Raw genomic sequence first — 26,672 nt, 5'->3', positions numbered from 1 at the left:
GGTGAAAAAGACCATGTTCACCTACTTATTGCATAACCACCAAAGCTTGCAATCAGTGTGATGGTCAATAATTTAAAAGCAGTGTCGTCCCGTCAGCTTCGTCAGCAAAATACGAACCTTGCAAGGCAGAGTAAAAGCTCTGCGTTATGGTCACGCTCTTATTTTGCTTGCACTGCCGGAGGTGCAACAATAGAGACGTTAAAAGCTTACGTGAACAGTCAATCCACACCGAATTGAGCATTTTAACTCCCTACGGGAGTTCGCCTTATATCCCCGCCCGCATTGGGCGAGGGTTTACGGCGATATTGCTAAAAGTATGGCGTAACCGAGCCACCCAACATAAACCAGACAGTGCCGAATATAAATTCGGTGAAAAGTTTCTTTTGCGTATCAGGTTCTTCTATCTAGATTTCATCTGTGCGACATAATATTTCACTCCACAATACAAATATAGAGTTGTTTCATGTACTTAACAAGTAGCACATAGTCTTTACCTAGAAGATACGGTTTAGCTAATAACTATCCTGCTGCGATGTTCCTTAAATCTAGAAAAATAACAAGTTTTAAAGACTTATCTTTTTATTGTGAAGTGGGTGTTTGAATGCATTCTAATATCTTTAACTTCAGAGTAATGGAAGTGGTAGCTAGATGCCAAGTGACGTAGGTACCATGAATAATAGACTAGAGATGTGATTCATGTGAAAGGATAGAGCCAATAACATAAAAACTTGAAGTAAGAAGGATATACTTTATTAAAAATCTAATCATTGGCATTATTGATATTGAGGCGTACAGATGATAAAAATTGCTTTCATTGTTGGTTTTATTATCGTTGGTATTTTGGCTATCAAATTTGTAGACACCACAAAAATAAAAAAAGGTATGATAGCGTTTGGTGTTCTGTTGTTGTTGGGTATTGTTGGTGTCATCATTTCTGAATTAATTCGGTAGAGTCGAGTAAACTAGTTACCGTCACAGTAAGTATGAGTCCATATTGGAAAACGAACTAGCGATACTTACAGTGCTGACTGTAAACTATGAACCCTTCAACAGGAAGATAGTTGTAAAACATGCTGAATGAGCCGGATTAATCCATATCACTGAAAGTGAGTAGCTCAGTAAGCACGAAAATAGCTTCTTGAGTTAATATATGAATAAGCCATAAGCACAAAACCACTATTGTACCCCCTAAATTCGAGTCTGAAGTGCAACACCTTCCAAGCAAGCTACTAATGCCATTCTTATTAAAAATAACGGCAGGCTAATTAAATCCTAAACATTTCTTAGGTCGATGATCGAACTTTGCTGAAGCGAAGCTAATTTCTTAATCCGTGATCCTTTTTAAGTCTGAATATTTCTTTACGTACGGTTTTAAAAGCCCATTATCATTTTTATTTTTCCCTTATTCCCATGACTGAGTAAGGGTGGGCAAAGGGAATTTGAACATCCAAAGACTTTGCTATCTTTTCATGAAGAGAAAACTCTCGACCATTATCTGCCGTCATTGTATGGACCTGACTTTTGTATGGAATCAGTAAATCAATTATCACTGCGGTGACATCCGTTGTCGATTTTAGTGCCACTTTTTTCATTAACCTAAGTTACGCATAAGAAATGAACTAAATGCCCAAGTAGCAATCAAATCTTTTGAAATAAACTATTGACATGCACAAGGAGTTGAGCATGAATAACTTAAACACCGTTTTCGTCGATGTCGACGACTTCTGTCAGACTTTCCTTCCTGCATGGGAGGAACACCTAATTTCTTCCGGTATCAAATAAAGAAACAAGCCTTATCGCCTATCAGTTAGCGAAGTGATTAAGATAGTGATCGCTTTCCATCAATCTGAGTATCGAGATTTTAAAACTTATTACATCCACTTTGTTTGTTGCTACCTCACCAACGAATTTCCTGAATTAGTTACCTACACGAGGATGCTCAAGCTCATGTAAGGTACTCTGGTTCCACTTTTTTCTTACCTCACTCACCGTTAGGGATTTCCTTCGTTGATTCGTCCAAGTTACAGGTTTGTTACAACCTACCCATTCTCAGGCATAAGGTTTTTAAAGGTACCTTGAAGCGAGAAAAAGAAACGAGGGGGTGGTTCTACGGAGACAAAAGTTATATCTCTGCTCCATTGGAGCGGGAATTTGCAGACAAAGGCGTGACACTGATAACGGGTATAAAAGAAACATGAAAACCAAAGTGACGAAACTTTCGGACCGCCTGATACTCCGGAAACGATTTATTATTGAAACCGTTTTTGACCAACTAAAAAATATATCCTAAATCGAGCATTCTCGGCACCGTAATTATATTAGCTTTATGGTCAACTTGCTGGCGGGACTTATCGCGTAATTTATTTCAACCAAAGAAGCCTAGTATCAAGATGACTAGGTTTGATAAGCAGGCGATTAGGCAGATCTTAGGTTAGTTATCAAGTATGATGTGGTACTCAGTTGAAGCACTATTTACCTATATATCAGGCATGAAAGGAATAATGGAGAGGCGCTATACAAGGATCTTCTCCAGCAGGGTAAGCCCTGCAAAATTAAGATGGAGAACAGTGATAAGGTAAAAATAAAGAACCATGTTGGTATGGAGGAGCAACACCCTAATATTTTTTACGAAAAGACTGAGTCTGCTCATTTCAAGATTAACACTGTCGTTAGGACTTGGTACAAACTTTTTCTGCTTACCTTGGTTGATAAAGCTGATAAGTTCTGCTGCATCAGAAAGATGTCAATAATCAGGCAAATACTGTGGTAGAAACGTTTATTGAAATTATGAATTCCACTTTCTATGATTTAAAACACCTTCATATCATCAGACAACGGTATAAAGTTCGCTGAACATGAAGAGCTGTCCAAAAGGACAGACGCTGATTTCTATTTTGTCAGACCTTATTGGTCAAGTGGTCGGATCACTGATGTATATTTTTATAGTGTTACTCAGCTTGCCTGAGCGAATAGAAAAAAGTTGTTCTATCACCACTATTCGACTGTATGTATCTATCTTTCTTGTAAAAGTTACAGTTGTGTTCCTCTGCTCGCCGAACCATTGCAAAAACACCAACACTCTGAGAACCTGTTTATAGCCTTTCCTAGTTCATGCTCTTACGCCAACTTACACACCGCAATCCGTCCGTGCAAAATACAAGGAACGATACTGTACGGAACTTCTTTTCGTGGCCTCGGAGTCAAGTAATCTCGCTCGAGACTACCACTGCTCAGTGTAAAGTAGCCAATACTTACCTTTGTGTCACTTGTGACATACAGGTAAGGAACAGAAATAATTTTTCTGGCTTCTTTACACATTTTTTTGAGGGAAATTCGTTTAGATGTGGTACATCACAATCAAAGCCCGCTAAATCATACGCTGTGTCAGCGTCCTATCGCTAGAAACCTACCGATTGACCGTTACCTTCCACGTTTCCTCCATAGCAGAACCAAAAATTTCTTTCATTAATTCAGTCGGTTCAGGTGGATTTTCTAGCGCAAACATCACGTTTTTCCACTGTTCATGAGAAACAAGTAACCTCTTACGTTCTAATATTACCGCCTCGACTTTTTGTGCCATTGTTTCCGAGATAAATCTACTCACGGTGGTACTAGACAGTATAGCTGCTTCTTCAAGTGCTAATTTTTCTTCCGCTGTAACTCGGTACTCCACCCTTTCTTTTTTGAGTGCAGACATACGATCATCCGCCCTAAGACGGCCTCATGTTTTTCCTACTTTAAATTTGAATTTAAATATGAGTATATTAATGTGCTCATTTTTTCATCATCTCAACGCTATGTACGGGCACTTTACCGAACTTATTTAGTTTATGTCTGTTAACTACAGTTGTCAATTGAAATACTCGGTAGTTATTTCATTACGGTTAGATTCTAACGCAACATTTTTTATATTAATTAAGGTACGAGCTACTTTGTTAAAGGTTTAAGTAATAAGTTTCTCGCACCGTTGATGTCACGGTCTCGAAAGTAGCTGTATTTATGTGCATAAGTCTACAAAACTCATGTACGACATATTCTTTTTGCGTTTGGTACGAAAAACAAAAGAATCACGCCCAGTATTCCACCTCGAAGCAACGCGGGGTACTGGGAGGAAGGGCATCCTAGAAATGAAGCTGCAACGGCTTTAAAAGAGGACAAACTAGCGGAGTAAAAAAGAACTGGGTTTATCACAAACGCTCATTAGCAGAGACAGTAATATTTTGCTATAAACAGTTGCTAAACCCTAAACTCACTCTTCGTGATTACAATACTCAAGTTGATGAAGCACTGGAAAATGTGAAAGCGAGGAACAAAGCATAAGACTCAGTATTCCTCTTTGCCATCAGACAAATTAAGACTATAAAGAAGATTGGGATCAGTGCGTTATAGGCCTGATTTAATATCGCCAGAATGCAAAATCATAATTACACAACCTATGCACCAATCATTTGGTTTTGATACATGCAACCAATGACCATTACCATCACCAAGACTACCAACATTTCTTGTTATCCAGAATATTGCCTCACCTTTTTTACCTGTATTCTGATTCTTAATAAATAATTTCTCACCTTGTAATAAATTTCTTCCCAAAATCTTATTAACTCTAGCAACATCATAATTGAAGTATGCCTCTAGACTAGCATAACTATGATCATTAGATATAACAGTGAAACTATTTTTATAGTTGAACTGCAGAAGGAGAGAATAACAATAAATTAGGAGATCCAGATCCTTGATCCTTCAACACATCTCTAGTGGTCTTATTTAATATTGCACTAGTAATATCGTAAGAAGAAACGTTTTCATGATTTTGTAAATACAAAGCGACTACTCCAGCATGAAAAGAGTTGAATATAGCAGTATCTATAGGACGATTTATACTTTTTATAATTAGATTCATGTTTACTACTGCTGGCTTTATGTGGTTTCTAGCTATCTAATTCATAGCTGCCAGTATGGCTGAGATAGATCCCTCGCCAGAGCAACCTATTACTTTTACATCATGCAAGGTCACTTCCTTAGCTACACCAGAGTAAGTACCTCCTAAGATACCTGTTACATGGGTGCCATGACCCTAGCAGTCATTAAGATGACTATAATTATGTATAAAATCATAACCATTACCTATCCGACCTCTAAATTCTTGATGATATGCATAAATACCTGTATCAAGAATATAAGCATACACACCTTTACCAGTACTGGTGTAGGTATATTCATTATCTAAAGGTAAATTCCTTTGATCTATACGATCTAAAACCCCAGAAATTAGCTTGTCTTGATTGAATACTTTTATATCATCTAAAGATACTTGGTCTAAGCTAACAACCCCATCAACCGTGATATAATCCACTTCTAATTTTTTCTTTAATACTTTAGTAGCTTTTGGAGTTAAGGTGACAGCAAAACCTTTTAAGACAGAGGCATAAACATTACCTCGTTCATTTTTAGTACTTGAGGTAGTAGTACCAGATGTTTGAGATAGAACAGAGAGCTGGAAAAATCAAAGTTGAAAACATGCCTAACCAACTCGCGTGCAACACTCTTTATAACATCGTCAAACAAGAAAAATGACAACTGTTACTTGCTCGTAACGGTAAGGTTTATAAGAAATATAAGGGAGTAAAAGCAGGTGACAAGATCATCCCTAGTCGCGTAGATATCAGCGATCGCCCATCTAACTTCGATGACAAAATAGGCATTTTAAGGGATTACGACCTACTACCTCTTCGGAAAGCTCTACATAGCTAATACGTTTGGTGTAGCGCATCATTTCCACCAAGTCTCCTGCTGCCCTCGCTAGCACTTCATACCACTTCCTAAAGCTCGCTGTCGCTTGAATGGCATAATATCTCACTCGTTGAAATCCTTTAGGAAGAATGTGCTGAACCAACCTGCCAACAAATAGCCGAGCATCCACTGTCTCATATGTTTTTAACTTCGTTTTGTGTGATTGATAGTAATACTTGACTTGATGACCGTCATACCCAACTTATCCTAGATAAGCCTATTGGAGGAGAGAACAAACATTTGGTTAGGTATCATATTAACCCTCGGTAGCTTTCTGCTTAGGACTTTATTTTTACGACCTATTGCTAGGATGGGTATAGAAACCATCAGGATAATTAGCCCATAAGATTCTAATCACATATTGATGCACCGAAAACTTAATCTCCATTAACTTCAGTAAGTGTTTTTGCAAAAGTAATCGTAGCTGAGATAACAATAAATGCTGAAACCCTTTCCAATCCTAGTTTGAAAGAAAAAATGCAACTTCAGCCAGTATCACATGTCAATATGATTGAAGTTACCATGACGACTATGGGTATGGATGACAACAATGACGGCAATTTCACACGCATCGGTCTTAAAGTACACCTAAATTAACTCTGATAAGCAGTCTTCCGCCAAGACCATAAACCCAGAATACAAACGCTTCTGATTGGAGTGATTATGGAAAGGAATACGAACTTACTCTGGCAATGTTAAAATAACTTGCCGATATCTCACTCCACGAAACAGGCGGACGCCTATTTTAATCATACTCTCTCGTGCATAACGCTTGCCACACTAAGGACAATATTTCCCCTTACAACTAAAGTCAACTTTATGTTGCCCTTGACCGCAACCCAAGCACGGGTAAGTGGCAAAGCCATTTTTTGAGCTTCCACACTTCAGCATATTAGCGATTCCTGAATGATAATAATCAGTGTCATCGCGGGGATGACTGGATACGAATATGACCCAATTCGTAGTAAAAATACGTTTAAAGCGAAGCAGCTTTGATTTGATACCTTTGAAATTCATTCATGCCTTTTATCTATTCAAGCATGCTAAATGTATTACAGAAAGGGACATGTCTTAAGCCCCACCACATATAGTTTCTGGGAGGAAATTTCTAGGTGAAAGAACACGTTACATGAACCTTAGCATTCGCGTGTAGCTAATTAATTCAGGAAATTCGTTGGTGAGGTAGCGGTAAACAAGGTGGATGTAATAGGTTTTTAAGTCTCGATACCCCGGTTGATGGCAAGCTATAATGATCGTCATTACTTCACTAACTAAAAGGCGAGAAGGATTGTTTCTTTATTTAATATCGGAAGAAATTAAGTGTTTTTCCCATGCAGGGAGGAAAGTTTGGCAGAAGCCATCGATATCGACGGAAACAACGTCTAAGTTATTCATGCCCAAGTCCTTATGCAGGTAATAGTTTTTCAAACGATCAGATCGCGACTTTGGCATTTAGTTCATTTTTTATGCGCAGCTCAGGTTATTTACGTTCAAATTCGATACGTTGTGCATAGCGCTCTTTCCTGTGTTGACCGTCTTCAAATGCAATATTACCGTTTATCAAAGTCATGTCAATTGATGTGCCGAAGGTATGTCCTTCAAACGGTGACCACGAACATTTATAAAAGATGTTGTCTTTTGATACTGTCTCAGATTTATTAAAATCAATCAACACCAAATCAGCCCAGTATCCTTCACGGATAAAACCACGATCTTTTACTTGGTAGCGAACAGCAGGTGCGTGTGCAGTTTTTTGAACCACAAGCTCAAGGTCGAAAATACCGCGATGGTAGAATTCAAGTGCAGACTGTAGACCATGCTGAACAAGAGGCATGCCCGATGGAACCTTAAAATAAGTATTTTGTTTTTCTTCCCAAGTATGGGGTGCGTGGTCTGTTGCAATAATATCAATTATACCGTCTTTTACTGCTTGGATCAGTGCTTTTTGGTGACTTTCGTCTTTTATGGCGGGATTACACTTAATTTGGCTGCCTAACCGTTCGTAGTCGTTACTGTTGAAGAACAAATGGTGGACACACACTTCTGCGGTGATTTTCTTGTTTGCCAACGCTTTTAGCGTTTTTACTGATTCGAATTGATATAATTCATTTGCAGTTGTTAGGTGGAGAAGATGTAAACTAGTGCCATATTTTTTCGCCAAAGTTACCGCTAATTGTGATGACCTCATACATGCTTCAGCAGAGCGAATGCTCGCGTGTTCCTGCATTGGCACGTCTTCACCATATTTCTTACGGTAAATGTCCTCCAATTCTGTGATCATTTGTGGATCTTCGCAGTGAGTTGCTATAAGCACTGGGCAATTAGCAAAGATTTTGGCAAGTACTTCTTCACTATCGACTAGCATATTCCCCGTTGATGCGCCCATGAAGACTTTTACACCAGAAGCTTGATTTGGATCTAACTTGCTGATCTCTTCAATGTTATCGTTGGTTGCACCAAGATAGAATGAGTAGTTTGCGTAACTTTTTTCAGTAGCACGTTGATATTTATCTTCTAGTGCTTCAAGAGTGGTGGTTGGCGGATTTACGTTTGGCATTTCCATGTATGTGGTAATGCCGCCTGCGATAGCAGCTTTAGATTCTGTTGCAATTTCACCTTTATGGGTGAGTCCTGGCTCTCGGAAATGCACTTGATCATCAATCATGCCTGGCAGAAGATATTTATCTTTAGCATCGATAACTCGACAGTCTGCTGGTACTTCAATATCCTTTTCAATCTTGGTGATGCGGCCATTTTCAACCAATAAGTCAGATTCGAAGATCTGGTTCTCATTAACGATCGTTGAATTTTTAAATAGCAAGATGCACATTTAACTATCCTTAAACTAATGCTGAATAGACAAACTCAAGACACCTTAAAATAAGGTAGTCACTCTGACACAAGCTTGTTGAGGTAGCTTACAGCTATTCTATAGCAAACCACTAAAAGTCATCAGCTAAAGTTACACTTTAATCTACTTCTGGATGATTTCGTGAAAAATGCATAATATATGTTACATAAAACGTGTCTTGCAGTGAGGAGGACTGCAGTATAAACCAACGTTATGGTTATGTATTCAATAAGTTTGTTTCCGTCTATGGAATGAATTTTTTCATGGTTATAAATCCTGTTAGGACACATCATATCTGTAGTAGTAGACAACTGAGTTGCCTCGTCATACTGACGAACCATTCAACTTATTGAATACATGACCTATGTATGCAATATCAGAGAGACTGAGCTCGCCAATAATATTCAGGAGACTGTAACTTCTGTGGTTGCAAGTGACTTGTCTTGTACCGTGGATATCCATCTATGGATGATTTTTATCGCTTGTGTTGAATGAACGGCGTCAATGAATAAAACGGGTTCCTCCTTGATGCAGAAGGCTTTGAGCTCATCATAGTAACGGATGAAATCTCTTTGTTTTTCTAGGTCAAACTTGCTGGGGATACTTTTAGTCATTTTATAACTGAAGCCATTGCAATGACGAAGCGTAAGTTTCGGGCTTAACAACTCTTTATAGCGAAACATTGCTGTCTCTGATAATGAGCCTTTGTGATAATCCATGTCATTTTTCCACTCTGCCAGTTTGTCCTTTTTTAAAGCCTTTACAGCTTCATTTCTAGGATACCCTTCCTCTCAGTACCCCGTGTTGCTTCGAAGTGGAATACTGGGCGTTATTCCTTTGTTTTTTAGTAATTGGTGGATGCTCTTGCGCCATAGGTTCCATCAGCACTAACTTGCTGTATCTTTCGTCGTAATGGGTTAAGCAATAGAGGTAAAACCTCATTATCACCCACAGAAACTAGGCTAACTTCTGCAACAATAATCTCATGAGTAAACACATCACCGTCAAGATGAAGTTTGCGCTAGATACACCGCTTCTCTTTACCATGTTTACGTGTTTTCCATTCACCTTCGCCGTATACTTTTAGGTCTGTGGCATCAATAACGACGGGGGCGACAAATCATCGACTCGGCAAACAGTACTTAACCTGAGTTGTGTATAAAAAAATAAACTAAATGCTCAAGTCGCAATCTGAATCGTTTGAAATAAACTATTGACTGCACAAGGACTTGGGCATGAATAACTTAGACGCTGTTTCGTCGATGTCGGCGACTTCTACCAAACTTTCATCCCTGCATGGGCAAAACACCTCATTTCTTCCGGTGTCAAACAAAGAAACAAGCCTTCTCGTCTCTCCGTTAGCGAAGTGATGACTATAGTGATAGCTTTCCATCAATCGAGGTATCGAGACTTCAAAACCTATTACATCTACTTTGTTTGCCGCTACCTCACCAATGAATTTCCTGAATTAGTTAGCTACACGCGAATCCTCAAGCTCATGCAAGGTGTTCTGCTTCCGCTTCGATCTTACCTCACTCACCGTCAGGCAAGGCTGACAAGGATTGCTTTCATTGAGTCATCTAAGCTACAGGTTTGTCACAACCTACGCATTCTCAGACATCAGGTTTTTAAAGGTACCGCGAAGCGAGAAAAAGGAACGATGGGGTGGTTCTACGGCTTCAAATTATATCTTATTATCAATGATCGGTATTATCTCAGTCAAAGTGACGACGGTTAACATGGATGATAGAAAGCCTGTATCAAAATGGCTGACGAGCTTTGGGGGTGTTTATAAGGATATAAAGATTATATCACTGTTCCATTGGAGCGGGAACTAGCAGATAAGAGAGTGACACTGATAACGGGTATAAAGAAACATTAAACCACAAGTAATGAAACTTTGGGACCGTCTCATGCTCCGGAAACGATTTATTATCGAAACCGTTTTTTACCAACTAAAAAACATATCCCAAATCGAGCATTCTCGGCACCGTAGTTGTATCAGATTTATGGTCAACTTGCTGGCGGCGCTTATCACGTATTCCTTTCAACCAAAGAAGCCGAGCATCAAGATAACTAGGTTTGATAAGCAAGCACTTATGCAGATCTGAGGTTAACTTAATAGGTTACTGCTTTAGGTTGACCGATTTATATTCCTATCGTCGTATCAATATCAGCAATAGTTCTTGTATCGGCCGAACTATTGCTAATGCCGTGATACGCTTACACTTCGCTATTTAATTAAACAAATAACAAAGCTATTGTTCTTAGTCTAAGATACCAAGGGTTGTAGCTTTTTTGGTGGATTGTGGATATAATTACAGCTTGTGGAGTCCTTCCAGAGTTTGTCGACTAGCTACTAATGTTCAGCGAGTCTGACATCAAGAGATGTTGTAGCTTCTTTTCTATCTCGTTGTGCACTTCAAACCTCGTTTATTTCCTCTTGAGGTCTCGGATCTCAACCTCATCAGGAGGTTATCCGTTAAACATCAGGTTAGTTCTGGTCTGACGAGCCCATTGCTACATAGTGGACTTTCCACCCTCTATCTCAACTTCATCAAACAGAGTAGTTTTGGTTGAGAATTAGTCTACTTCTTTAATTCGGTTGTCGTAAACTAGTCTTGTAAGTATTAATTCTTGGTGGTAAGGAAATGGTAACTGTATGTAAGAATGAGGTTTGGATTTTATTCGAAAAAAACGAAAAAATAAACCCTATATGGAAAAGTTTTAAGCTTGTAGTTACCTATCCAAGCTTGCGGAAAAAGAATTTTAGAATCGAATGGAACACATCAAAAAATCAAATAGAAAGAACTCGAGATCTTATTTATTTGGAAAGAAAACACCCAGAAACTTACGAATGGTTACTAAAAATGTTTGGGTTATGTACTCAAGAGATTGTTTCTTATGTGAACTGCATTTAGTAGAAAATACCTTTGAGCGAATTAAACAATATCATCCTAGTTTCAATTAGATATGACAAATTAGAAGGAAATTACGTCAGTATAGTATTACTGGCATTTATGTTAATGTAGCTATCGTTGTATTGTTGAAGAAGTTTTGTACAGCAAAAATCAACAGCTCCTAATCAGGGTTATTATCCGAGAACTTACTTATTGAATGCACGATCTATCTGACGATACGTTACCCGATTAACATCAACTCTAAAAGACGGCCACCTACCAAGTGGGTGGGATATACCGCTTGGCCACCATGCGCATTGCAATTCACAATTAAGCGATAACCATCTTTATCACTGCCTTCTTCTTTCGTAAGCTTGCGCGAAACTGTAAACAGGCTCCCCCATCGCCACTTTGTCATCCTCATTCAAGGTCATTTATTGTTGGAATCAACTTATTAGGAATAATCAGAAGATAGCTAACCTGAGTTGCGCATAAGAAATGAACTAAATACCAAAGTCGCAATCAAATCGTTTGAAATAAACTATTAACTGCACAAGGACTTTGGCATGAATAACTTAGACGCTGTTTCGTCGATGTCGGCAACTTCTGCCAAACTTTCATCCCTGCATGGGAAAACACCTAATTTCTTCCGGTGTCAAACAAAGAAACAAGCCTTCTCGTCTCTCCGTTAGCAAAGTGATGACTATAGTGATAGCTTTCCATCAATCGGGGTATCAAGACTTCAAAACCTATTACATCCACTTTGTTTGCCGCTACCTCACCAATGAATTTCCTAAATTAGTTAGCTACACGCAAATGCTCAAGTTCATGCAAGGTATTCTAGTTCCGCTTCGCTCTTACCTCACTCACCTGTTAGGCAAGGCTGACAGCGATTGCCTTCATTGAGTCATCTAAGCTACAGGTTTGTCACAACCTACGCATTCTCAGACATCAGGTTTTTAAAGATACCGTGAAGCGAGAAAAAGGAATGATGGGGTGGTTTTACGGTTTCAAATTACACTTCATTATCAATAACCACGGTGGTATTCTCTCAGTCAAAGTGACAACGGCTAACGTAGATGGATAGAAAGCCCGTATCGGAAATGGTTGACGAGCTTTGGGGGTGTTTATACGGAGAGAAAACTTATATCTCTGGTCAATTGGAGCGGGAACTAACAGACAATGGAGTGATACTGATAACGGGTATAAATAAACATAAAACCAAAAGTAATGAAACTTTGGAACCACTTGATGCTCCGGAAACGATTTATTATCGAAACCGTTTTTGACCAACTAAAAAACATATCCAAAATCGAGCATTCTCGGCACCGTAGTTGTATCAGCTTTATGGTCAACTTGCTGGCGGCGCTTTGCAGATCAGAGGTTAACTAAAAGAAACCACTATATACAAACTGGTATTGATTGCACAAAAGATTCAAAACTGCATGTGCCTAGTATACGCCTACCCTACCCTTAGGAATCTGCTAGCTAGTAACATGTTTTCTAGCAGATTTATTTTAGCTATTTTGTATATACATTGTTCTTAAACCAACTATCTGATCACGAAGAGATGTCGCAACCTCAAACTCCAAATTCTGTGCAGCCTCGTGCATTTTATCTTCTAGCACCTGAATTTCCGTTTCAATCTGCTGTCGTGACTTGGAACTGTATTTCCCATAGTCATTTATCACGGCATCCAATGATGTACATGTATTCTGTTTGTATGGTTTTCGATTCCTACCCATCTCCATAACGTCTATTATTTTCTTATTTAAACCTTGAGGCACAATTCCATGCTGTTCATTATGCGCTTCTTGTTTCGCACGACGGCGATCGGTCTCATAAATAGCAAGACGCATCGATCTTGTGATGTTATCTCCATAGAGGATAGCCTTACCATTCAGGTTACGTGCAACGCGTCCAATGGTTTGAATGAGTGAACGTTCCGAACGTAAGAAGCCTTCCTTATCTGCATCCAAGATCGCCACCAGAGACACTTCTGGGATATCAAGACCTTCACGCAACAAATTTATACCCACAAGGACATCAAATTGGCCGAGTCGAAGATCACGGATGATCTCAATACGCTCAACAGTATCGATATCGGAATGTAGATATCTAGCACGCACATTATGTTCTTCGAAATAGTCGGTAAGATCTTCCGCCATCCGTTTGGTTAGCGTCGTCACTAGTACCCGTTCATCAATATCGACACGCAAACGAATTTCCGATAACAGGTCATCTACCTGTGTAGCCACGGGACGCACTTCAATCTGAGGATCTAATAAACCCGTTGGTCGCACCAGCTGTTCGGCTATTTCGCCGTCCGATTTTTCGACCTCATATTTACTAGGTGTTGCAGAAACGTATATACTTTGCGGTGCAATCGCTTCAAATTCGTCAAACTTCAATGGTCGGTTATCAAGTGCGGATGGAAGGCGGAAACCGTATTCAACAAGGGTTTCTTTGCGCGAACGATCTCCCTTATACATAGCCCCAATCTGGGGGATAGTGATATGAGATTCATCAATAATTAACAAACCATCTGCAGGAAGATAGTCAAATAAAGTCGGGGGTGGCTCGCCGTCAGAGCGTCCACTCAAATAACGTGAATAGTTTTCAATTCCAGAGCAGTAGCCCAACTCTGTCATCATTTCCAGATCAAACTGGGTGCGTTGTGAAATTCGTTGTTCTTCGATCAGTTTGTTGTTTTCCAAGAAGACTTTTTTGCGACTGAGCAACTCTTCTTTGATATATTTTATCGCTCCAATAATGTGCTCTCTAGGTGTGACATAGTGAGTCTTTGGATAAATTGTACAACGGGGAAGGTTACACTCAAGCACAACCCCGCTCATTGAATCAAAGATACTAATACATTCCACTTCATCATCAAACAACTCAACCCGAATGGCATTACGATTAGATTCTGCAGGAAAAATATCGATCACTTCACCACGTACTCTGAAGATCCCGCGGGTAAAAGCTTGGTCATTACGTTTATACTGTATTTCTGCCAAACGTCTTAATATACTGCGCTGATCAATTACGTCACCACGACGAAGATGCAACATCATTTTTAAGTATGCATCAGGATTACCCAAACCATAAATCGCAGAGACCGACGCAACAATGATAACATCACGACGCTCCAGTAACGCTTTGGTTGCAGACAAACGCATTTGCTCAACATATTCGTTAATCGAAGCGTCTTTTTCAATAAAGGTATCGGTCGTCGGAACGTACGCTTCAGGCTGATAATAATCATAGTAAGACACGAAATACTCAACTGCATTCTCAGGGAAGAACTCTCGCATTTCACCATATAACTGCGCTGCCAGTGTCTTATTTGGTGCCATGATCATAGTGGGTCTATTTGACTCTGCAATAACATTAGCCATAGTATACGTTTTTCCAGAACCCGTAACCCCCAGAAGGGTTTGATGTGCTAGACCAGACTCCAACCCTTTAAGTAATTGATGAATTGCGTTTGGTTGGTCGCCAGAAGGTTCGAATGGAGAATACAATTTAAAGGTCTTTCCCATTGCACGTTCATATCCATAATTATTTGTCACTATATTTTGCGCTCTAGATAATGTAAGTCAACTAACAAAATTAGCATGCTTTAACTCACCGCCTATCTTTCCATATTTTCATGGTCATTATAGTCTTACCCTGCGTGAATTGACTTTTTACTAGTTGACGTCGATGATCTGACTATGCCATATAAGCATAGTCCTAATGATGGTTGGTTCTGGAGGTAACACAAGAATGATAAAAGTAGCACTGGTTACTGGTGGTTCGGCAGGTATTGGATTGGCTATTGTTGATGGCTTTATCAACGAGGGATATAGCGTGTATAACCTTGATTGTCATCAAGGTGTTCATGGCCATTGGTTAAAATGTGATGTGACTGACATGAATGCCATTAAAACCGCAGTTGAATACGTGTTAGCAAATGAAACATCTATTGATGTTCTAGTATGTAATGCAGGTATATATTTTAGCTCAACCATCGAAGACACAAATGAGGAGGCACTAGATCGCATACTGGCCATCAATGTAAAAGGTGTTTATAATGCCATTAGGGCTTGCATACCTAGTATGAGAGTAGCCAAAAAAGGAAGTATCGTGTTATTGGGCTCGGATCAGTGTACAATAGCAAAAGCAAAGTCTTTTGCCTATAACCTCAGCAAGCATGCCATTGCATCCATAGCAAAAACTACCGCCATTGATTACGCTAAGTACAACATCCGCGCAAACACTGTATGTGCAGGCACCACGGAAACACAGCTTTACCACAAAGCCCTTGACAACTATTGCAGTCGGTCAGGTGAGGATAAAAATAAGGTTCATAGAAAGGAAGAAAAACTTCAACCTTTAGACCGAATTGCACAACCTATGGAAATTGCTAATTTGGTCGTGTTCTTAGCAAGTGACAAAGCCAGCTTTATTACGGGTAGTTTACATGCGATTGATGGTGGATATACAACACAATAGTTGATAAATATTATTAATACAAACTTTCATTTGGTTAATCTATAGCATGGAGCATCATAGTATTGACTGAAACCAACTAGTTCTCCAATTTCGTGTGGCGTTGTTTTAAAATATCTGAACTAATCGCAATTTCTACGATTAGACCATCTTGGAATTAAGCAGGAGGTGATGATGGGAAAGGGAAAACACAAGATCAGCAATTGAAAACGATATAATCAATCATTAGTAAACCGTGGCTCAATCACTTTCTGGATAGACGCCGCTACCATTAAAGCATGGTATTTTCTAAAGTATCGTGACCGTAAGTTTATATTTACCGATACCTAGATTGAGACATCATTTATGGTGAAAGGTATTTTCAAGCTCCCACTTCGTACGTAAAAAGGCTGTGTCAATTCAGTTTTTACGTTGATGATTGTCACGCTGAAATCCCCTACATACACTTGCATTAGTAAGCGTTCGAAGACCGTAGAAGTTAAGTACCGTTTGCCCACTCTATGAGTTGTTGCCCACGTCGTTATTGATACCACAAGCCTAAAGGTAGACGGAAAAGCGTAAACACTGTAAGGAGAAGCAGCGTATCTAGCAAAAACTTCATCTGGCCGTTGATATGTCTACTCATGAGATTATTGTTGCATAAGTTAGCCTAGTTTTTGTGGGTGATAATGAGGTTTTACCTCTATTGCTTAACCCATTACAACGAAAGATACAGCAAGTCAGTGCTGATGGAACCAATGACACAAGAGCATGTCACCACGTACAGAAAAAACGCCCAGTATTCTACCTCTAAGCATGCGGGGTACTGGGAGTAAGAGCATCCTAAAAAGGAAGCTTGAAAGGCGTTGAAAAATGACAAACTGACGGAGTTGGAAAAGGACAGGGTTTATCATAAATGCTCATTAGCAGAGACAGAAATATTTCGCTATAAAGAGTTGCTCAGCCCTAAACTCACTCTCCGTGATTACAATGTTCACGTTGGTGAAACCCTGAAAAATGTGAAATAGATGAACAAAGTTATAAGACTTGGTATACCTATTCACCAGCAGATAAATTAAGACTATAAAAAATATTTGGAGCAGTGCGTTATAAGCCTGATTTAATTAACACCCACATACAGCATTTAAAATGCTACAATTGACATTGATCAGGTACGTTTATATTAAGTAGGTTATTCGCAATATTATTGCATTACACAATGATTAAAAAGTGACAAAAGGAATGCTTCTTTCTTCATTCTTAAAGAATTCATATATCAAAATTACATAAGCCTATGTAGGCCATAGGCTTGATGTGTCAATGCCGCGGGTTGGAAAAAGATTTCTTTATTCCTTCTGCAATGTTGACGCAACGGACAATAGTAAAGACCGATGCTAAACCATCGTGGTTAGTGGAAAAAGGAGCAGTTTAGATTGCGATGGATGCTTGAGTTGGAAAGATTTTTCAGGCGGGTGGTTTACTAGGAGTTAACCCATCAACCATTTATCAAAAACTGCTGGGTTGGCAATAATTACAGAAAGAGAAGGGATTAGAGTATGGCGACGATAGTGAATCATGAAACAATACGGCGATTGGCTGTTGAAGTTGGAGAAGAAACGGTGGCAAGTTTATTAGTCGTGTTTAGCGATGAAATCAGCCGTTATTACGAGCAACTTTCAGAGGCTCCAAGCACGAGTCAGATTCGTGAAATCAGCCATGCGATTAAAAGCAGTGCAGCTAGTTTTGGCGCTGATGAACTGGCAGCCTTAGCTCGTGAGTGTGAATCGCGGGTGAAACTAGGGCAAGAATCTTGGGTACACGATCAACTGCCACGTTTAATTTCTATGCTACGTGGTACTATATCTGAATATAAAGCATTGGCTAACCAACAAAATCTATTTAATCACTAAGCAACATCTGTTTAATGGCTAGCGATAGTTTGTTCTTATCATGGTACCACTGGTAGTGATCGGATGCCAAGTCCTTTGCCACCTGCTTGTAGTTTCCGGCAAGGCTATCATCATTATTTGAGCCTAATACTATATTAATCCTCCTCCCTCCTATTGAACGCTCACACCATGAAAGTATCGTATTCAAAGGCATTTGTCCGGCCGGTCCTAGTTCTTTCCCTAAATTTCGCACAAATACAATTTTGGCTGCTGTGTTTTTCAGTGCTTTATTAATCTCTGGTAGCAAGAGTGGTGGCATTACGCTGGTTAAAAAACTGCCAGGACCTAGGAGTATCAATTCGGCTTCCTGAATAGCTTGAACAGCTTCTTTAGTTGCTGGAACAATAGGTTCTAAAATTAATCTTGCGGGGAGCTCGATTAGGTCATCTACATTGGTCTCTCCTGAGATGATTTGCCCATCCAGAATTTGTGCTGATAGATCTGCAGGGTGTTCAGACATAGGAACTATGTATACAGAAATTTTCAACATGTTTCGGATTAAATTAATAGTTTCTAGTGGTCGGAGTGAGAGACTATCCAATGCAGTCAGTATCAAATTTCCAAGGTTATGTCCATCAAGTTCTCCATTGCCTTTAAAGCGATATTCAAAGATCATCGAACCTATCGAAGGTTTTGTAATCAACTGATTTATGCAATTACGTGTGTCACCCCATGCGATACCACCCTGAGATGCACGTATTTTCCCAGTCGAACCACCATTATCTGTAGTAGTAACTATACCTGTAATGTCTCCGTCAAAGTCAGACAATGCAGAAAGTACACGTCCTAATCCATGTCCCCCTCCTACGGCGACTATTTTGTGTTTTTCTTTTTTATTCCTCATTTACACCACCCTTAATTTAGATAATAACTAAAACACTTATGGTCTAGCGTAGAATAGGAAGACAACTATCGAAAGTGGTACGATCTTATCTCTAAGGAAATAAGCAGTACTACCATTAATTATTAGCAGTTGGCCACGGGAAGAAGATACTAAATTGCAGCCCTTTGAGAACGGGGGAATTCTAATCTACGAGATTGCAAAGACAATCAAGTACCATCGTTTCTCAGTTTACCTAGAACTGAAAAGGTACCGTAATCACAGTGATTATGACCCTAAAATTACTCAAGATCTATCGATGAATAATCGCAAGTGAGCAAGCAAATATAATTTACCAACAGATCAAAGACATTTCGTTCATCTATTGCTCAAAAACGATTGGAATTCCGAGTAGATATCACACGTACTAACAAATATAGAAGTCCACGTCTACTATGAGTAGATTTGTTGTTTTAACACAACCGATAAACGGCAAGGAGACAGGTGCTATAGTCACGTAAGGTAGGAATATAAAAGATATTGAAAAGGTTACTAAGGAAAAGTGTTCGCCATTTAAAATACGGCCTATTGAGGCGAAACCATCGTTTGTAGATAATCTGGAATGATTTGGAAAATAATAAATTTTTAGGCAAAAATGGGGTGTTGTTAATTAACGTAAAAAACGAATTAAGAAAGCCTTTTAATTTACGAAGAGGCGCTTAAAAATACCTTCCACTATCAGTGCGTTTTAATCGCAGTATCCAAAAATATAGCTAAATAACCTTAGATATGCATAAGCGCTTGCTTATCAAACCTAGTCATCTTGATGCTAGGCTTCTTTGGTTGAAATGAATACGCGATAAGCCCTGTCAGCAAGTTAACCATAAAGCTGATACAACTACGGTACCGAGAATGCTCGATTTAGGATATGTTTTTTAGTTGGTCAAAAACGGTTTCAATAATAAATCGTTTCCGGAGCATCAAGCGGTTCCAAAGTTTCATCACTATTGGGTTTCATGTTGTTTTATACCCGTTATCGGTGTCACTACCTTGTCTGCAAGTTCCCGCTCCAATGGAGCAGAGATATAACCTTTATCTCCGTATAAACACCCCCAAAGCTTGTCAGCCATTTCCGATATAGGCTTTCTATCATCCACGTTATTCGTCGTCACTTTGACTAAGATAATACACCTTACCCATTGATAGTAAAGTATAATTTAAAACCGTAGAATCACAATATCGTTCCTTTTCCTCACTTCGCGGTACTTGTGAAAATCTGATGTCTGAAAATGCGTAGGTTGTAATAAACCTATAACTTAGACGAATCACCGCAGGCAATCCCTGTCAGCCTTGCCTGCGGTGAGTGAGGAAAGAACAAAGCGGAACTAGGACATCTTGCATAAGCTTAAGCATCCTCGTGTAACTAATTCAGGAAATTCGTTGGTGAGGTAGCGACAAACAAAGTGGATGTAATAGGTTTTGAAGTCTCGATACCCTGATTGATGGAAAGCTATCACTATCGTCATCACTTCGCTAACTGATAGGCGAGAAAGCTTGTATCTTTGTTTGATACCGAAAGAAATTAGGTGTTTTTTCCATGCAGGAAGGAAAGTTTGGCAGAAGTCGATGAAAACGACATCTGAATTATTCATGCACAAATCCTTGTGCAGTCAATAATTTTTAAAACGTCCAAATCCAGACTCGCGCTTTGAATTTATTTCGAATACGAAACGTAGGTTAATAAGGCATATTTCTAAGGGAAATCTCAAGATCTTTTGCTCGATGGTCGTTTTTAATGATTGGGCTTTATGGTTATAATAAAAAATAACAACATTAAACCTTTGGTTAGTCTCTTTTTTGAACGCTTATTTAATGGAGATATAGTAATTTCTGGTATATGGGTAGGAAATAATACAGTGTAACCTGTTGATTAATCTCGCTAAATTAACAACTAACAAGAAATATACCGCATGGATAATAGTCATAACGTTACCGAGCTTTATAAACTAGAAAACCCGCTTAATAAACTGCTGGAACAAGATGCACAGCTGTTATTGGCTCAAGCTATAGAAGCCGAGGTTAAATCCTTGCTCGATAATTTCACATCACTCCAAGCTAACGGAATGCGGGGAGTGGTTCGCAATGGACATTTGCCTGACCAGCACCTACAAACTTGGCTCAGCCACATTACCATCAAACTCCCAAAGGTCGAGATATAAAATTAGTCATATTTCCACTTCCTCTGACCATGCGTTTTATAGCCATGCAGGCTAGAATGACGTTTTTATATTCCACATCGATATGCAGCCAATTGGTGTCTATCACATCAAGCATTTTTAATACGAGTCGTTACTTCGTTTTGTTGCTATAGTGAATTAAAACGGCTTACGCGGGGGTGATTTCCGTATATGAAATCCCAAACGCCTAAGCCAACACTCGTAGTGTCAATGCCGATATGATTCACATCATATAGCACGCAAACATCATCTATCTGGCTCAATTGATATTGAAAATTGAGTCCTCGCCAATAGTTTTTTTCCAGAACCCTGAAACAGTCAAATTCTGCAAAAGGTGGAGCGATAACAAGAATAAAAACCATATCAATTAACCACTATCTGAAGCAAATAAATCGAAGAATACACTATGCTTTGGGTGGGAAAGCCAAACCAACTCCATCTTCTCCCACAAAACACACATTTTAAGAGATTACGACCTGCTACCTCTTCAAAAAGCTCTACTATAGCTGATATGTTTGGTGTAACTCATCATTGCATCTACCAAGTTTCCTGCTGCCATTGCTTCACACCACTTCTTAAAGCTCGCGGTCGCTTGAAGTTCATAATATCTTACTCATTGAAATCTTTTAGGAAAAATATGATAAACCAGCCTGCCAACACATACCTGAGCATCCACTGTCTCATACGTTTTCAACTTCGTTTTATGTGATTGATAGTAATACCTGACTTGATAACCGTCATACCAAACTATCCTAGATAAGGATATCGGAGGGGATGATAAATAGTTAGTTAGGTATCATATTAACCCTCGGTAGCTTTTGCTTGGGACTTTATTTTACGACCATTGCCAAGATGGGCATAAAAACCATCAGGATCATTAGCCCATTAGATTCTAATCACATTAGGACACGCTGGAAACTTAATCTCCATTAACTTCAGTAAGTGTTTTGACCCAAGTAATCGTAACTGAGATAACGATAAATACTGAAACCATTTCCAATCCTAGTTTGAAGAAAATAATGCACCTTCAGCTAATATCACATTTGAATGAGGATTGTAGTTGCCATTACAAATATTGGTATGGATGAAAACAATATCAGCAATTTTACATACATTGCTCTTAAAGTGCGCCTGAATCAACTTTGATAAACAGGCTTCCGACAAGACCATAGACCCAGAATACAAATGCTTCTGATTGGAGTGATTATGGAAAGGAATACGAAGTTTCTCAGGCAATGTTAAGACAACTTGCCGATAGCTCACTCTAGGAAACAGGCAGACGCCTATTGTAACTATACTCTCCCATGCATAACGCTTTTTACATTGCGGACAAGTTTTCCCCTTACAACTAAAGTTAACTTTATATTTCCCTTGACCGCAATCCAAGCATTGGTAAGTGGCAAAGCCCTTTACTGAGCCTCCACACTTCAGCATCTTAGCGACTTATGAATGATAATAATCGGTGTCATAGCGGGGATAACTGGATACGAATATGGCCAAATTCGTAGTAAAAATACGTTTAAATTGAAGCAGCTTCAATTTAATACCTTTAAAATCCATTCATTCCTTTTATCTGTTCAATCGTGCCAAATGTATCACAAAAAGGGACATGCCTTAAGCCCCACCACATATAGTTTCTGGGAGGAAATGCCTAGATGAAAGAACAGGGAGCGGGAGCAAGTTCAACAACACACTGATTCCGCACTATCTCAAGCGAAGAAAAAATATAGAAGAACTTATCCCTTGGCTATATTTGTGGAGGGGGAAGTTCCACGGGCGATATGCAGCCAGCCTTGAAATATCTTTTAAGTAAGCAAGACAAGAGGTTGTCAGCAAATAGTGTTTTTTGACTCAAGTAGCAGTGGGAAGCAAAACACGACCTAAGTAAACATTGGTATATTTACATTTTGGCCGATGGTATTTACTGCAAAGTTCGGATGGATGATAAGCTTTGCCTGTTTGTTGTCATCGGCATCGATGACACCGGTCGCAAGGCAGTGATAGCCGTTGTCGATGGGTACAGGGAGTCAGAGATCAGTTGGCTTGAAGTTCTGTCATAGCTAACGTCCCAAGGTATCAGTATCACTTCTGAACTCGCCATTAGTTATGGGGCTTTCGGTTTTTGGAATGCAGTGAAAAAGCATTGGCTAACGACGAATCATCAGCACTACTGGGTAGACAAAACGGCCAATGTATTAAACAAAGTCCAAAAATCTGTTCAACCAAGAATGAAAGAAACGCTTCGCGATATCTGGATGGCGGAGACATAACAAGAGGCACAGAAAACCTTCGGACAGTTCGAAATACGATACGGTGCTAAATATTCCAAAATAGCGGAGTCCCTGACTAAAGACAAAGTGGAAATGCTGACATTTTACTATTTCCACGCCCAAGCACTGGACACATATTCGAACGACAAACCCCATTGAATCAATGTTTGCAACGGTGAGGCTAAGAACAAACAAAACCAAGAATTGTGGAAGCCAAAAAACGACACTGGCAATAGCCTGCAAACTGATGCGAACCACTGAGGTTAACTCGCGTAGGCTGCGAGGCTTTAAATTACTCTCGGATATCATCAAAGGCGTGAAATTTAGAGAAGGCATTCATGAAACAAACATTAATCATCAGGATACTGATCTGTAAGCCGTACACCAGATTTGACCAGAGCTTTATTTAATATGGGTCTTTCATTAAGTTCAGTAAGTATTCGCAGGTGTCACTACAGGAATTGATTGCCATGAGAAGCTGTTTTTCACTTGCTGGAATAGGGAGTAGTTCAAGCCATCGTTGGCATAGCCAAGTCAAGTTTTCGAAGTGGGGATATTGGTGGAGTACGCTGAGTTCTGGATAGCGATTGAACATAATTTTTAACCGATCGGCGAGGGGCGATGAGTCATTACTCACTTGGCGTTCTGGCCAAGTAGGAAGGATTTTACACTTAGCCACCATGATATCGTGATCATTCTCTTTTAAATTATCGATAATAAAACTCTCATGCCCACAAACTGTGATGATCAGCACATCACCCTCGTTAGATAGATTAAAATCCTCGACGGTTACTCGTGTCCCGATGCCCGCACCAATGAGGTTAGTTTCGTCCATGCAAACCCCAATATTTAAACCATATTGCATGGTATATTTAACAGTATTGAGTTGCTCTCCAGGTATTAGGTATAGTGGAAGACGGCTAGAAGGGAGGATATGACGATTATTAAATAATATGGGTAAAGTCATAGACATAGTTAGCTTCCAGTATGAAAGGCATGGTTATCTGTTCAATCAGTTGAATGGTTAGTTAATTAGCACCCCAGTAGTATTGGCGTCACCACTGCATCTATCATATTTTCTAACAGAATTTGTAAACATAAAAGAATTTACATTCTAAAAGAAGACCCACTTATGGAACACATGACATAGGATATTTTACTGCCGTTAACATTATTTCTCTTACTATGTAAAGTGCTTTGTAAAGTGCTTTTCTTATTTATCTGTCGTTTGAAATCAGTTATGTATTCATTATCTTAATGCGATTTTGATACCAACTATTTTAAGAAAATTTCGACATGTTCATTATAGGGTATTCGCATTTTACATTTTAAAATTAAAATACCTTTGTATTACGATATATGACTACGTATTACCCTATTTGTAAATAGTATAGGGTGACGGCAATGTGTAGATAATGCATTCAGTAGGTTGTTATTCGTGTAAAATATCTACTTTTCCATGATGTTCATCATGGCTACCGTTGACGTTAAATGTCGTTTTTACTGGCACACAAAAACAGTTAAAAGACATGGTATCAGCCGTGTTGGATACCAGCGCTATCGTTGCCAATCCTATTTCCGAACCTTCTAGCCTTTTAATATATATATTAAGGCGTGCAAGCGTGGGTAAAGGTACAAGCTGTTGAACTTGTCATGAAGCATGTTGGTGTCCGAGATTTCTCTTGAGTGCTACACATCAATATTAATTCGATTACTGGTTTGAAAAAAGCACACCTTGCTGTGAAATCACATTTTCTATTGGTGTACAGGAAGAGGGGCTTATCTGAGAAGTAGATGAACAATGCTCTTTCATGGATAACAAAATAACCAGTGCAGGTTCTGGTATGCTTAGTAGCCCCGATTGAAGAAAATAACTGTTCACACATTCGTTTGTCGTGAAAGAAAAAATTAAATTTATTTTTCAATCAGATATCCATATCTAATATTGTATATTAGTACACGGACAATTTCACTATATGTAATATGATTTTTGGGGATCAACACATTATTAATAAGCTCTATACGCGACGCATTTGAGAAGAAAAACTTGATCCTTCATACCCGCTTGAAATAATTCAATCTGAAGACAATTGGATACTCAAAATCAATGGATATGCACGACAAAGTGCTTGGTACATTCATTGCACGGGAGTATTACCTTTAAATCATAATCAACGTATTGAATGCATACCTATTTTCATGCTGGCGCCCGATCATGAATGTTTTTTCTACAATTTATGAACTATACCAAAACTACCTAGAAATGCTTGATTTTAGAATTCATCAATGCGTCCAGCTCGAGGTAAATCCTAATAGGAATTATCAGTTAATTTCGTGGGGATTTAACGACGAAATTGGCGCATCTATGACTTCCAGTTAAGGTAAATTCACTGACCACATGCTCAATATTATTCATTTCTTATGCGAAGCTCAGGTTAATTACAATGCTCAAATTAACCTCAGATCTGCATGATCGCTTGCTTATCAAACCGAGTCATCTTGATATTCGGCTTCTTTGGTTGAAATGAATACGCGATAAGCCCCGCCAGCAACTTGACCATAAAGCTGATACAACTACCGTGCCGATAATATTCGATTTGGGATATGTTTTTTAGTTGGTCAAAAACAGTTTCGATAATAAATCGTTTCAGGAGCATCAAGCGGTTCCAAAGTTTCATCACTTTGGGTTTTATATTTTTTTACACCCGTTATCAGTGTCACTCCCTTGTCTGCAAGTTCCCGCTTAAATGGACCAGAGATATCATCTTTATCTCCGTATAAACACCCCCAAAGCTCGTCAACCATTTCCGATGCAAGCGTTCTATCATCCACGTTAGCCGTCGTCACTTTGACTGAGAGAATGTCATCTTGATCATTGATCATAAGGTGGAATTTGAAACCGTAGAACCACCCCATCGTTGCTTTTCCTTGCTTCACCATACTTTAAAAACCTGATGTCTGAGAATGCGTAGATTGTGACAAACCTGTAACTTAGACGAATCAACAAGGGCAATCCCTGTCGGCCTTACCTGACGGTGAGTGCGGTAAGAGCAAAGAGGAGCTAAAACACCTTGCATGAGCTTGAGCATCCTCGTATAACTAACTAATTCAGAAAATTCGTTGGTGAGGTAGCTACAAATAAAGTGGATGTAATAAGTTTTGAAGTATCGATACCCCGATTGATGGACAGTTATCACTATAGTCATCACTTCACTAACTAAGCGGTGAGAAAGTTTGTTTCTTTGTTTCATACCGGAATAAATTAGGTGTTTTGCCCATGGCAGGAAGGAAAGTCTGGCAGAGGTCGAAGACAATAGCGTATAAGTTATTCATGCACAAATCTTTGTGCAGTCAATAATTTATTTCAAACGATCAGATC

The 26,672-nt window shown here is 39.2% G+C and carries 22 protein-coding genes and 14 pseudogenes; 17 read left to right on the top strand and 19 right to left on the bottom strand.

The genetic code is table 11. The annotated features are described in order from the left end of the window. Window positions 1–237: pseudogene (gene tnpA, locus BTN49_RS06100) on the top strand (IS200/IS605 family transposase); the annotation flags it as partial. 558 nt (window positions 238–795) lie between these two features. Next, window positions 796–951 carry a hypothetical protein gene (locus tag BTN49_RS15455; protein ID WP_190319219.1) on the top strand — a complete coding sequence of 52 codons (156 nt, stop codon included), beginning with the start codon at window positions 796–798 and terminating at the stop codon, window positions 949–951. Between the two features lie 376 nt (window positions 952–1,327). On the opposite strand, the pseudogene BTN49_RS06095 reads toward BTN49_RS15455, so the two are convergent. Then, a pseudogene (locus BTN49_RS06095) lies at window positions 1,328–1,595 on the bottom strand (IS30 family transposase); the annotation flags it as partial. A gap of 88 nt (window positions 1,596–1,683) precedes the next feature. On the opposite strand from BTN49_RS06095, the pseudogene BTN49_RS06090 reads away from it, so the two are divergent. Then, a pseudogene (locus BTN49_RS06090) lies at window positions 1,684–2,435 on the top strand (transposase). 971 nt (window positions 2,436–3,406) lie between these two features. Here the strand turns inward: BTN49_RS06090 and BTN49_RS06075 are convergent. Further along, window positions 3,407–3,697: a type II toxin-antitoxin system TacA family antitoxin gene (locus BTN49_RS06075; protein WP_097356438.1), complete on the bottom strand. Its 291-nt coding sequence runs from the start codon at window positions 3,695–3,697 to the stop codon at window positions 3,407–3,409. A gap of 357 nt (window positions 3,698–4,054) precedes the next feature. Between BTN49_RS06075 and BTN49_RS17645 the strand changes: the two are divergent. After that, window positions 4,055–4,320: pseudogene (locus BTN49_RS17645) on the top strand (IS5/IS1182 family transposase); the annotation flags it as partial. Window positions 4,321–4,383: 63 nt separating this feature from the next. On the opposite strand, the gene BTN49_RS06070 reads toward BTN49_RS17645, so the two are convergent. The 4 genes and pseudogenes from BTN49_RS06070 to BTN49_RS19075 all read right to left on the bottom strand — a co-directional run. Further along, window positions 4,384–4,593: a hypothetical protein gene (locus BTN49_RS06070; protein WP_097356437.1), complete on the bottom strand. Its 210-nt coding sequence runs from the start codon at window positions 4,591–4,593 to the stop codon at window positions 4,384–4,386. Window positions 4,594–4,681: 88 nt separating this feature from the next. After that, a complete protein-coding gene (locus BTN49_RS12975) occupies window positions 4,682–4,903 on the bottom strand; it encodes a hypothetical protein (protein WP_146679196.1) in 222 nt (73 codons plus the stop codon). Between the two features lie 174 nt (window positions 4,904–5,077). Beyond that, window positions 5,078–5,455 (bottom strand): annotated as a pseudogene (locus BTN49_RS06065) (S8 family peptidase); the annotation flags it as partial. Between the two features lie 225 nt (window positions 5,456–5,680). Further along, window positions 5,681–5,977: pseudogene (locus tag BTN49_RS19075) on the bottom strand (transposase); the annotation flags it as partial. Window positions 5,978–6,258: 281 nt separating this feature from the next. Here BTN49_RS19075 and BTN49_RS19070 point away from each other — a divergent pair. Continuing rightward, complete coding sequence (locus BTN49_RS19070) at window positions 6,259–6,390, top strand: hypothetical protein (protein ID WP_263363861.1); 132 nt, start codon at window positions 6,259–6,261, stop codon at window positions 6,388–6,390. A 183-nt stretch (window positions 6,391–6,573) separates the two neighbouring features. Here the strand turns inward: BTN49_RS19070 and BTN49_RS20630 are convergent, their stop codons facing one another. The 4 genes and pseudogenes from BTN49_RS20630 to BTN49_RS17635 form a co-directional block, all read right to left on the bottom strand. Then, window positions 6,574–6,810: a transposase zinc-binding domain-containing protein gene (locus BTN49_RS20630; RefSeq protein WP_097356434.1), complete on the bottom strand. Its 237-nt coding sequence runs from the start codon at window positions 6,808–6,810 to the stop codon at window positions 6,574–6,576. Between the two features lie 108 nt (window positions 6,811–6,918). After that, window positions 6,919–7,053, bottom strand: coding sequence for a hypothetical protein (locus tag BTN49_RS19065; protein WP_263363862.1), 135 nt, complete (start codon window positions 7,051–7,053; stop codon window positions 6,919–6,921). Window positions 7,054–7,273: 220 nt separating this feature from the next. Next, window positions 7,274–8,623, bottom strand: coding sequence for a dihydroorotase (locus tag BTN49_RS06050; protein WP_097356433.1), 1,350 nt, complete (start codon window positions 8,621–8,623; stop codon window positions 7,274–7,276). Window positions 8,624–9,273: 650 nt separating this feature from the next. Beyond that, a pseudogene (locus BTN49_RS17635) lies at window positions 9,274–9,761 on the bottom strand (IS5 family transposase); the annotation flags it as partial. A 171-nt stretch (window positions 9,762–9,932) separates the two neighbouring features. Between BTN49_RS17635 and BTN49_RS06040 the strand changes: the two are divergent. Continuing rightward, a pseudogene (locus tag BTN49_RS06040) lies at window positions 9,933–10,755 on the top strand (IS982 family transposase). Between the two features lie 1,030 nt (window positions 10,756–11,785). Here the strand turns inward: BTN49_RS06040 and BTN49_RS13950 are convergent. Continuing rightward, window positions 11,786–12,021, bottom strand: a pseudogene (locus tag BTN49_RS13950) (HIT domain-containing protein); the annotation flags it as partial. 150 nt (window positions 12,022–12,171) lie between these two features. Between BTN49_RS13950 and BTN49_RS12970 the strand changes: the two are divergent. The 3 genes and pseudogenes from BTN49_RS12970 (at window position 12,172) to BTN49_RS06025 (ending at window position 12,936) form a co-directional block, all read left to right on the top strand. Then, window positions 12,172–12,450 carry a hypothetical protein gene (locus BTN49_RS12970; RefSeq protein WP_146679191.1) on the top strand — a complete coding sequence of 93 codons (279 nt, stop codon included), beginning with the start codon at window positions 12,172–12,174 and terminating at the stop codon, window positions 12,448–12,450. Then, window positions 12,428–12,631 carry a transposase gene (locus BTN49_RS17625; protein WP_097356430.1) on the top strand — a complete coding sequence of 68 codons (204 nt, stop codon included), beginning with the start codon at window positions 12,428–12,430 and terminating at the stop codon, window positions 12,629–12,631. The genes BTN49_RS12970 and BTN49_RS17625 overlap by 23 nt, the downstream gene beginning before the upstream one ends. Next, window positions 12,624–12,936: pseudogene (locus tag BTN49_RS06025) on the top strand (transposase). Before BTN49_RS17625 ends, BTN49_RS06025 begins: the two are co-directional and overlap by 8 nt. Window positions 12,937–13,061: 125 nt before the next feature. Here BTN49_RS06025 and uvrB read toward each other — a convergent pair. Beyond that, window positions 13,062–15,086 (bottom strand): excinuclease ABC subunit UvrB, encoded by a 2,025-nt coding sequence (gene uvrB, locus BTN49_RS06015; protein WP_097356427.1) that lies wholly within the window; start codon window positions 15,084–15,086, stop codon window positions 13,062–13,064. Between the two features lie 226 nt (window positions 15,087–15,312). On the opposite strand from uvrB, the gene BTN49_RS06010 reads away from it, so the two are divergent. The 3 genes and pseudogenes from BTN49_RS06010 to BTN49_RS06000 all read left to right on the top strand — a co-directional run bounded on the left by BTN49_RS06010 (window position 15,313) and on the right by BTN49_RS06000 (window position 17,927). Further along, window positions 15,313–16,041, top strand: a complete 729-nt coding sequence (locus tag BTN49_RS06010; RefSeq protein ID WP_097356426.1) for an SDR family NAD(P)-dependent oxidoreductase — start codon at window positions 15,313–15,315, stop codon at window positions 16,039–16,041. Between the two features lie 171 nt (window positions 16,042–16,212). Then, a pseudogene (locus BTN49_RS06005) lies at window positions 16,213–17,045 on the top strand (IS5 family transposase). A 528-nt stretch (window positions 17,046–17,573) separates the two neighbouring features. Then, entirely contained in the window at window positions 17,574–17,927 is a 354-nt protein-coding gene (locus tag BTN49_RS06000) for an Hpt domain-containing protein (protein ID WP_097356425.1), read from the top strand. Here the strand turns inward: BTN49_RS06000 and yvcK are convergent. Next, on the bottom strand, window positions 17,917–18,810 hold the full coding sequence (yvcK, locus tag BTN49_RS05995) for a uridine diphosphate-N-acetylglucosamine-binding protein YvcK (RefSeq protein ID WP_097356424.1): 894 nt from the start codon (window positions 18,808–18,810) through the stop codon (window positions 17,917–17,919). The two genes, BTN49_RS06000 and yvcK, sit on opposite strands and share 11 nt — an antisense overlap. Window positions 18,811–19,569: 759 nt before the next feature. After that, window positions 19,570–20,438 (bottom strand): annotated as a pseudogene (locus BTN49_RS22120) (IS982 family transposase). A 318-nt stretch (window positions 20,439–20,756) separates the two neighbouring features. On the opposite strand from BTN49_RS22120, the gene BTN49_RS05985 reads away from it, so the two are divergent. Continuing rightward, window positions 20,757–21,005, top strand: coding sequence for a hypothetical protein (locus BTN49_RS05985; RefSeq protein WP_097356423.1), 249 nt, complete (start codon window positions 20,757–20,759; stop codon window positions 21,003–21,005). A gap of 146 nt (window positions 21,006–21,151) precedes the next feature. Here the strand turns inward: BTN49_RS05985 and BTN49_RS19665 are convergent, their stop codons facing one another. The 3 genes and pseudogenes from BTN49_RS19665 to BTN49_RS05970 all read right to left on the bottom strand — a co-directional run bounded on the left by BTN49_RS19665 (window position 21,152) and on the right by BTN49_RS05970 (window position 22,457). Then, entirely contained in the window at window positions 21,152–21,385 is a 234-nt protein-coding gene (locus tag BTN49_RS19665) for a phage terminase large subunit family protein (protein WP_097356422.1), read from the bottom strand. Between the two features lie 251 nt (window positions 21,386–21,636). Then, window positions 21,637–21,807, bottom strand: a pseudogene (locus BTN49_RS20620) (transposase); the annotation flags it as partial. Between the two features lie 218 nt (window positions 21,808–22,025). Further along, window positions 22,026–22,457 (bottom strand): transposase zinc-binding domain-containing protein, encoded by a 432-nt coding sequence (locus tag BTN49_RS05970; RefSeq protein ID WP_097356420.1) that lies wholly within the window; start codon window positions 22,455–22,457, stop codon window positions 22,026–22,028. Between the two features lie 503 nt (window positions 22,458–22,960). On the opposite strand from BTN49_RS05970, the gene BTN49_RS20615 reads away from it, so the two are divergent. Both BTN49_RS20615 and BTN49_RS20610 read left to right on the top strand, forming a co-directional pair. Further along, the gene (locus BTN49_RS20615) at window positions 22,961–23,083 is read left to right on the top strand and encodes a hypothetical protein (RefSeq protein ID WP_394336645.1); all 123 of its coding nucleotides are present in this window, start codon (window positions 22,961–22,963) and stop codon (window positions 23,081–23,083) included. Window positions 23,084–23,468: 385 nt separating this feature from the next. Continuing rightward, window positions 23,469–23,669 (top strand): hypothetical protein, encoded by a 201-nt coding sequence (locus tag BTN49_RS20610; protein ID WP_146679187.1) that lies wholly within the window; start codon window positions 23,469–23,471, stop codon window positions 23,667–23,669. 30 nt (window positions 23,670–23,699) lie between these two features. Here the strand turns inward: BTN49_RS20610 and BTN49_RS05965 are convergent, their stop codons facing one another. Continuing rightward, the gene (locus BTN49_RS05965) at window positions 23,700–24,266 is read right to left on the bottom strand and encodes an LON peptidase substrate-binding domain-containing protein (RefSeq protein WP_146679185.1); all 567 of its coding nucleotides are present in this window, start codon (window positions 24,264–24,266) and stop codon (window positions 23,700–23,702) included. Window positions 24,267–24,752: 486 nt separating this feature from the next. On the opposite strand from BTN49_RS05965, the gene BTN49_RS20605 reads away from it, so the two are divergent. Both BTN49_RS20605 and BTN49_RS20600 read left to right on the top strand, forming a co-directional pair. After that, complete coding sequence (locus BTN49_RS20605) at window positions 24,753–24,884, top strand: IS1 family transposase (RefSeq protein WP_146679183.1); 132 nt, start codon at window positions 24,753–24,755, stop codon at window positions 24,882–24,884. A gap of 489 nt (window positions 24,885–25,373) precedes the next feature. Further along, complete coding sequence (locus BTN49_RS20600; RefSeq protein WP_223824866.1) at window positions 25,374–25,457, top strand: IS1 family transposase; 84 nt, start codon at window positions 25,374–25,376, stop codon at window positions 25,455–25,457. Window positions 25,458–25,752: 295 nt separating this feature from the next. Here BTN49_RS20600 and BTN49_RS22115 read toward each other — a convergent pair. Continuing rightward, window positions 25,753–26,626, bottom strand: a pseudogene (locus BTN49_RS22115) (IS982 family transposase). Between the last annotated feature and the right edge of the window lie 46 nt (window positions 26,627–26,672).

The organism is Candidatus Enterovibrio escicola, assembly GCF_002464935.1.
GTDB lineage: Bacteria > Pseudomonadota > Gammaproteobacteria > Enterobacterales > Vibrionaceae > Enterovibrio > Enterovibrio escicola.
The sequence above is the reverse complement of the archived record's forward strand: the minus strand, read 5'-3'. Positions and strand labels throughout refer to the sequence as shown.

Excerpts from the sequence above, each read along its gene's own strand:
- yvcK (WP_097356424.1), bottom strand. The coding sequence starts at position 18,810 with ATGAGGAATAAAAAAGAAAAACACAAAATAGTCGCCGTAGGAGGGGGA.
- BTN49_RS06010 (WP_097356426.1), top strand. The coding sequence starts at position 15,313 with ATGATAAAAGTAGCACTGGTTACTGGTGGTTCGGCAGGTATTGGATTG.
- BTN49_RS12975 (WP_146679196.1), bottom strand. The coding sequence starts at position 4,903 with ATGAATCTAATTATAAAAAGTATAAATCGTCCTATAGATACTGCTATA.
- BTN49_RS15455 (WP_190319219.1), top strand. The coding sequence starts at position 796 with ATGATAAAAATTGCTTTCATTGTTGGTTTTATTATCGTTGGTATTTTG.
- BTN49_RS12970 (WP_146679191.1), top strand. The coding sequence starts at position 12,172 with ATGGGAAAACACCTAATTTCTTCCGGTGTCAAACAAAGAAACAAGCCT.
- BTN49_RS06000 (WP_097356425.1), top strand. The coding sequence starts at position 17,574 with ATGGCGACGATAGTGAATCATGAAACAATACGGCGATTGGCTGTTGAA.
- BTN49_RS06050 (WP_097356433.1), bottom strand. The coding sequence starts at position 8,623 with ATGTGCATCTTGCTATTTAAAAATTCAACGATCGTTAATGAGAACCAG.
- uvrB (WP_097356427.1), bottom strand. The coding sequence starts at position 15,086 with ATGGGAAAGACCTTTAAATTGTATTCTCCATTCGAACCTTCTGGCGAC.
- BTN49_RS05965 (WP_146679185.1), bottom strand. The coding sequence starts at position 24,266 with ATGTCTATGACTTTACCCATATTATTTAATAATCGTCATATCCTCCCT.
- BTN49_RS19665 (WP_097356422.1), bottom strand. The coding sequence starts at position 21,385 with ATGGTTTTTATTCTTGTTATCGCTCCACCTTTTGCAGAATTTGACTGT.
- BTN49_RS06075 (WP_097356438.1), bottom strand. The coding sequence starts at position 3,697 with ATGTCTGCACTCAAAAAAGAAAGGGTGGAGTACCGAGTTACAGCGGAA.
- BTN49_RS20615 (WP_394336645.1), top strand. The coding sequence starts at position 22,961 with ATGGATGATAAGCTTTGCCTGTTTGTTGTCATCGGCATCGATGACACC.
- BTN49_RS20605 (WP_146679183.1), top strand. The coding sequence starts at position 24,753 with ATGATGTTCATCATGGCTACCGTTGACGTTAAATGTCGTTTTTACTGG.
- BTN49_RS05970 (WP_097356420.1), bottom strand. The coding sequence starts at position 22,457 with ATGCTGAAGTGTGGAGGCTCAGTAAAGGGCTTTGCCACTTACCAATGC.
- BTN49_RS20630 (WP_097356434.1), bottom strand. The coding sequence starts at position 6,810 with ATGAATTTCAAAGGTATCAAATCAAAGCTGCTTCGCTTTAAACGTATT.
- BTN49_RS19065 (WP_263363862.1), bottom strand. The coding sequence starts at position 7,053 with ATGACGATCATTATAGCTTGCCATCAACCGGGGTATCGAGACTTAAAA.
- BTN49_RS05985 (WP_097356423.1), top strand. The coding sequence starts at position 20,757 with ATGGATAATAGTCATAACGTTACCGAGCTTTATAAACTAGAAAACCCG.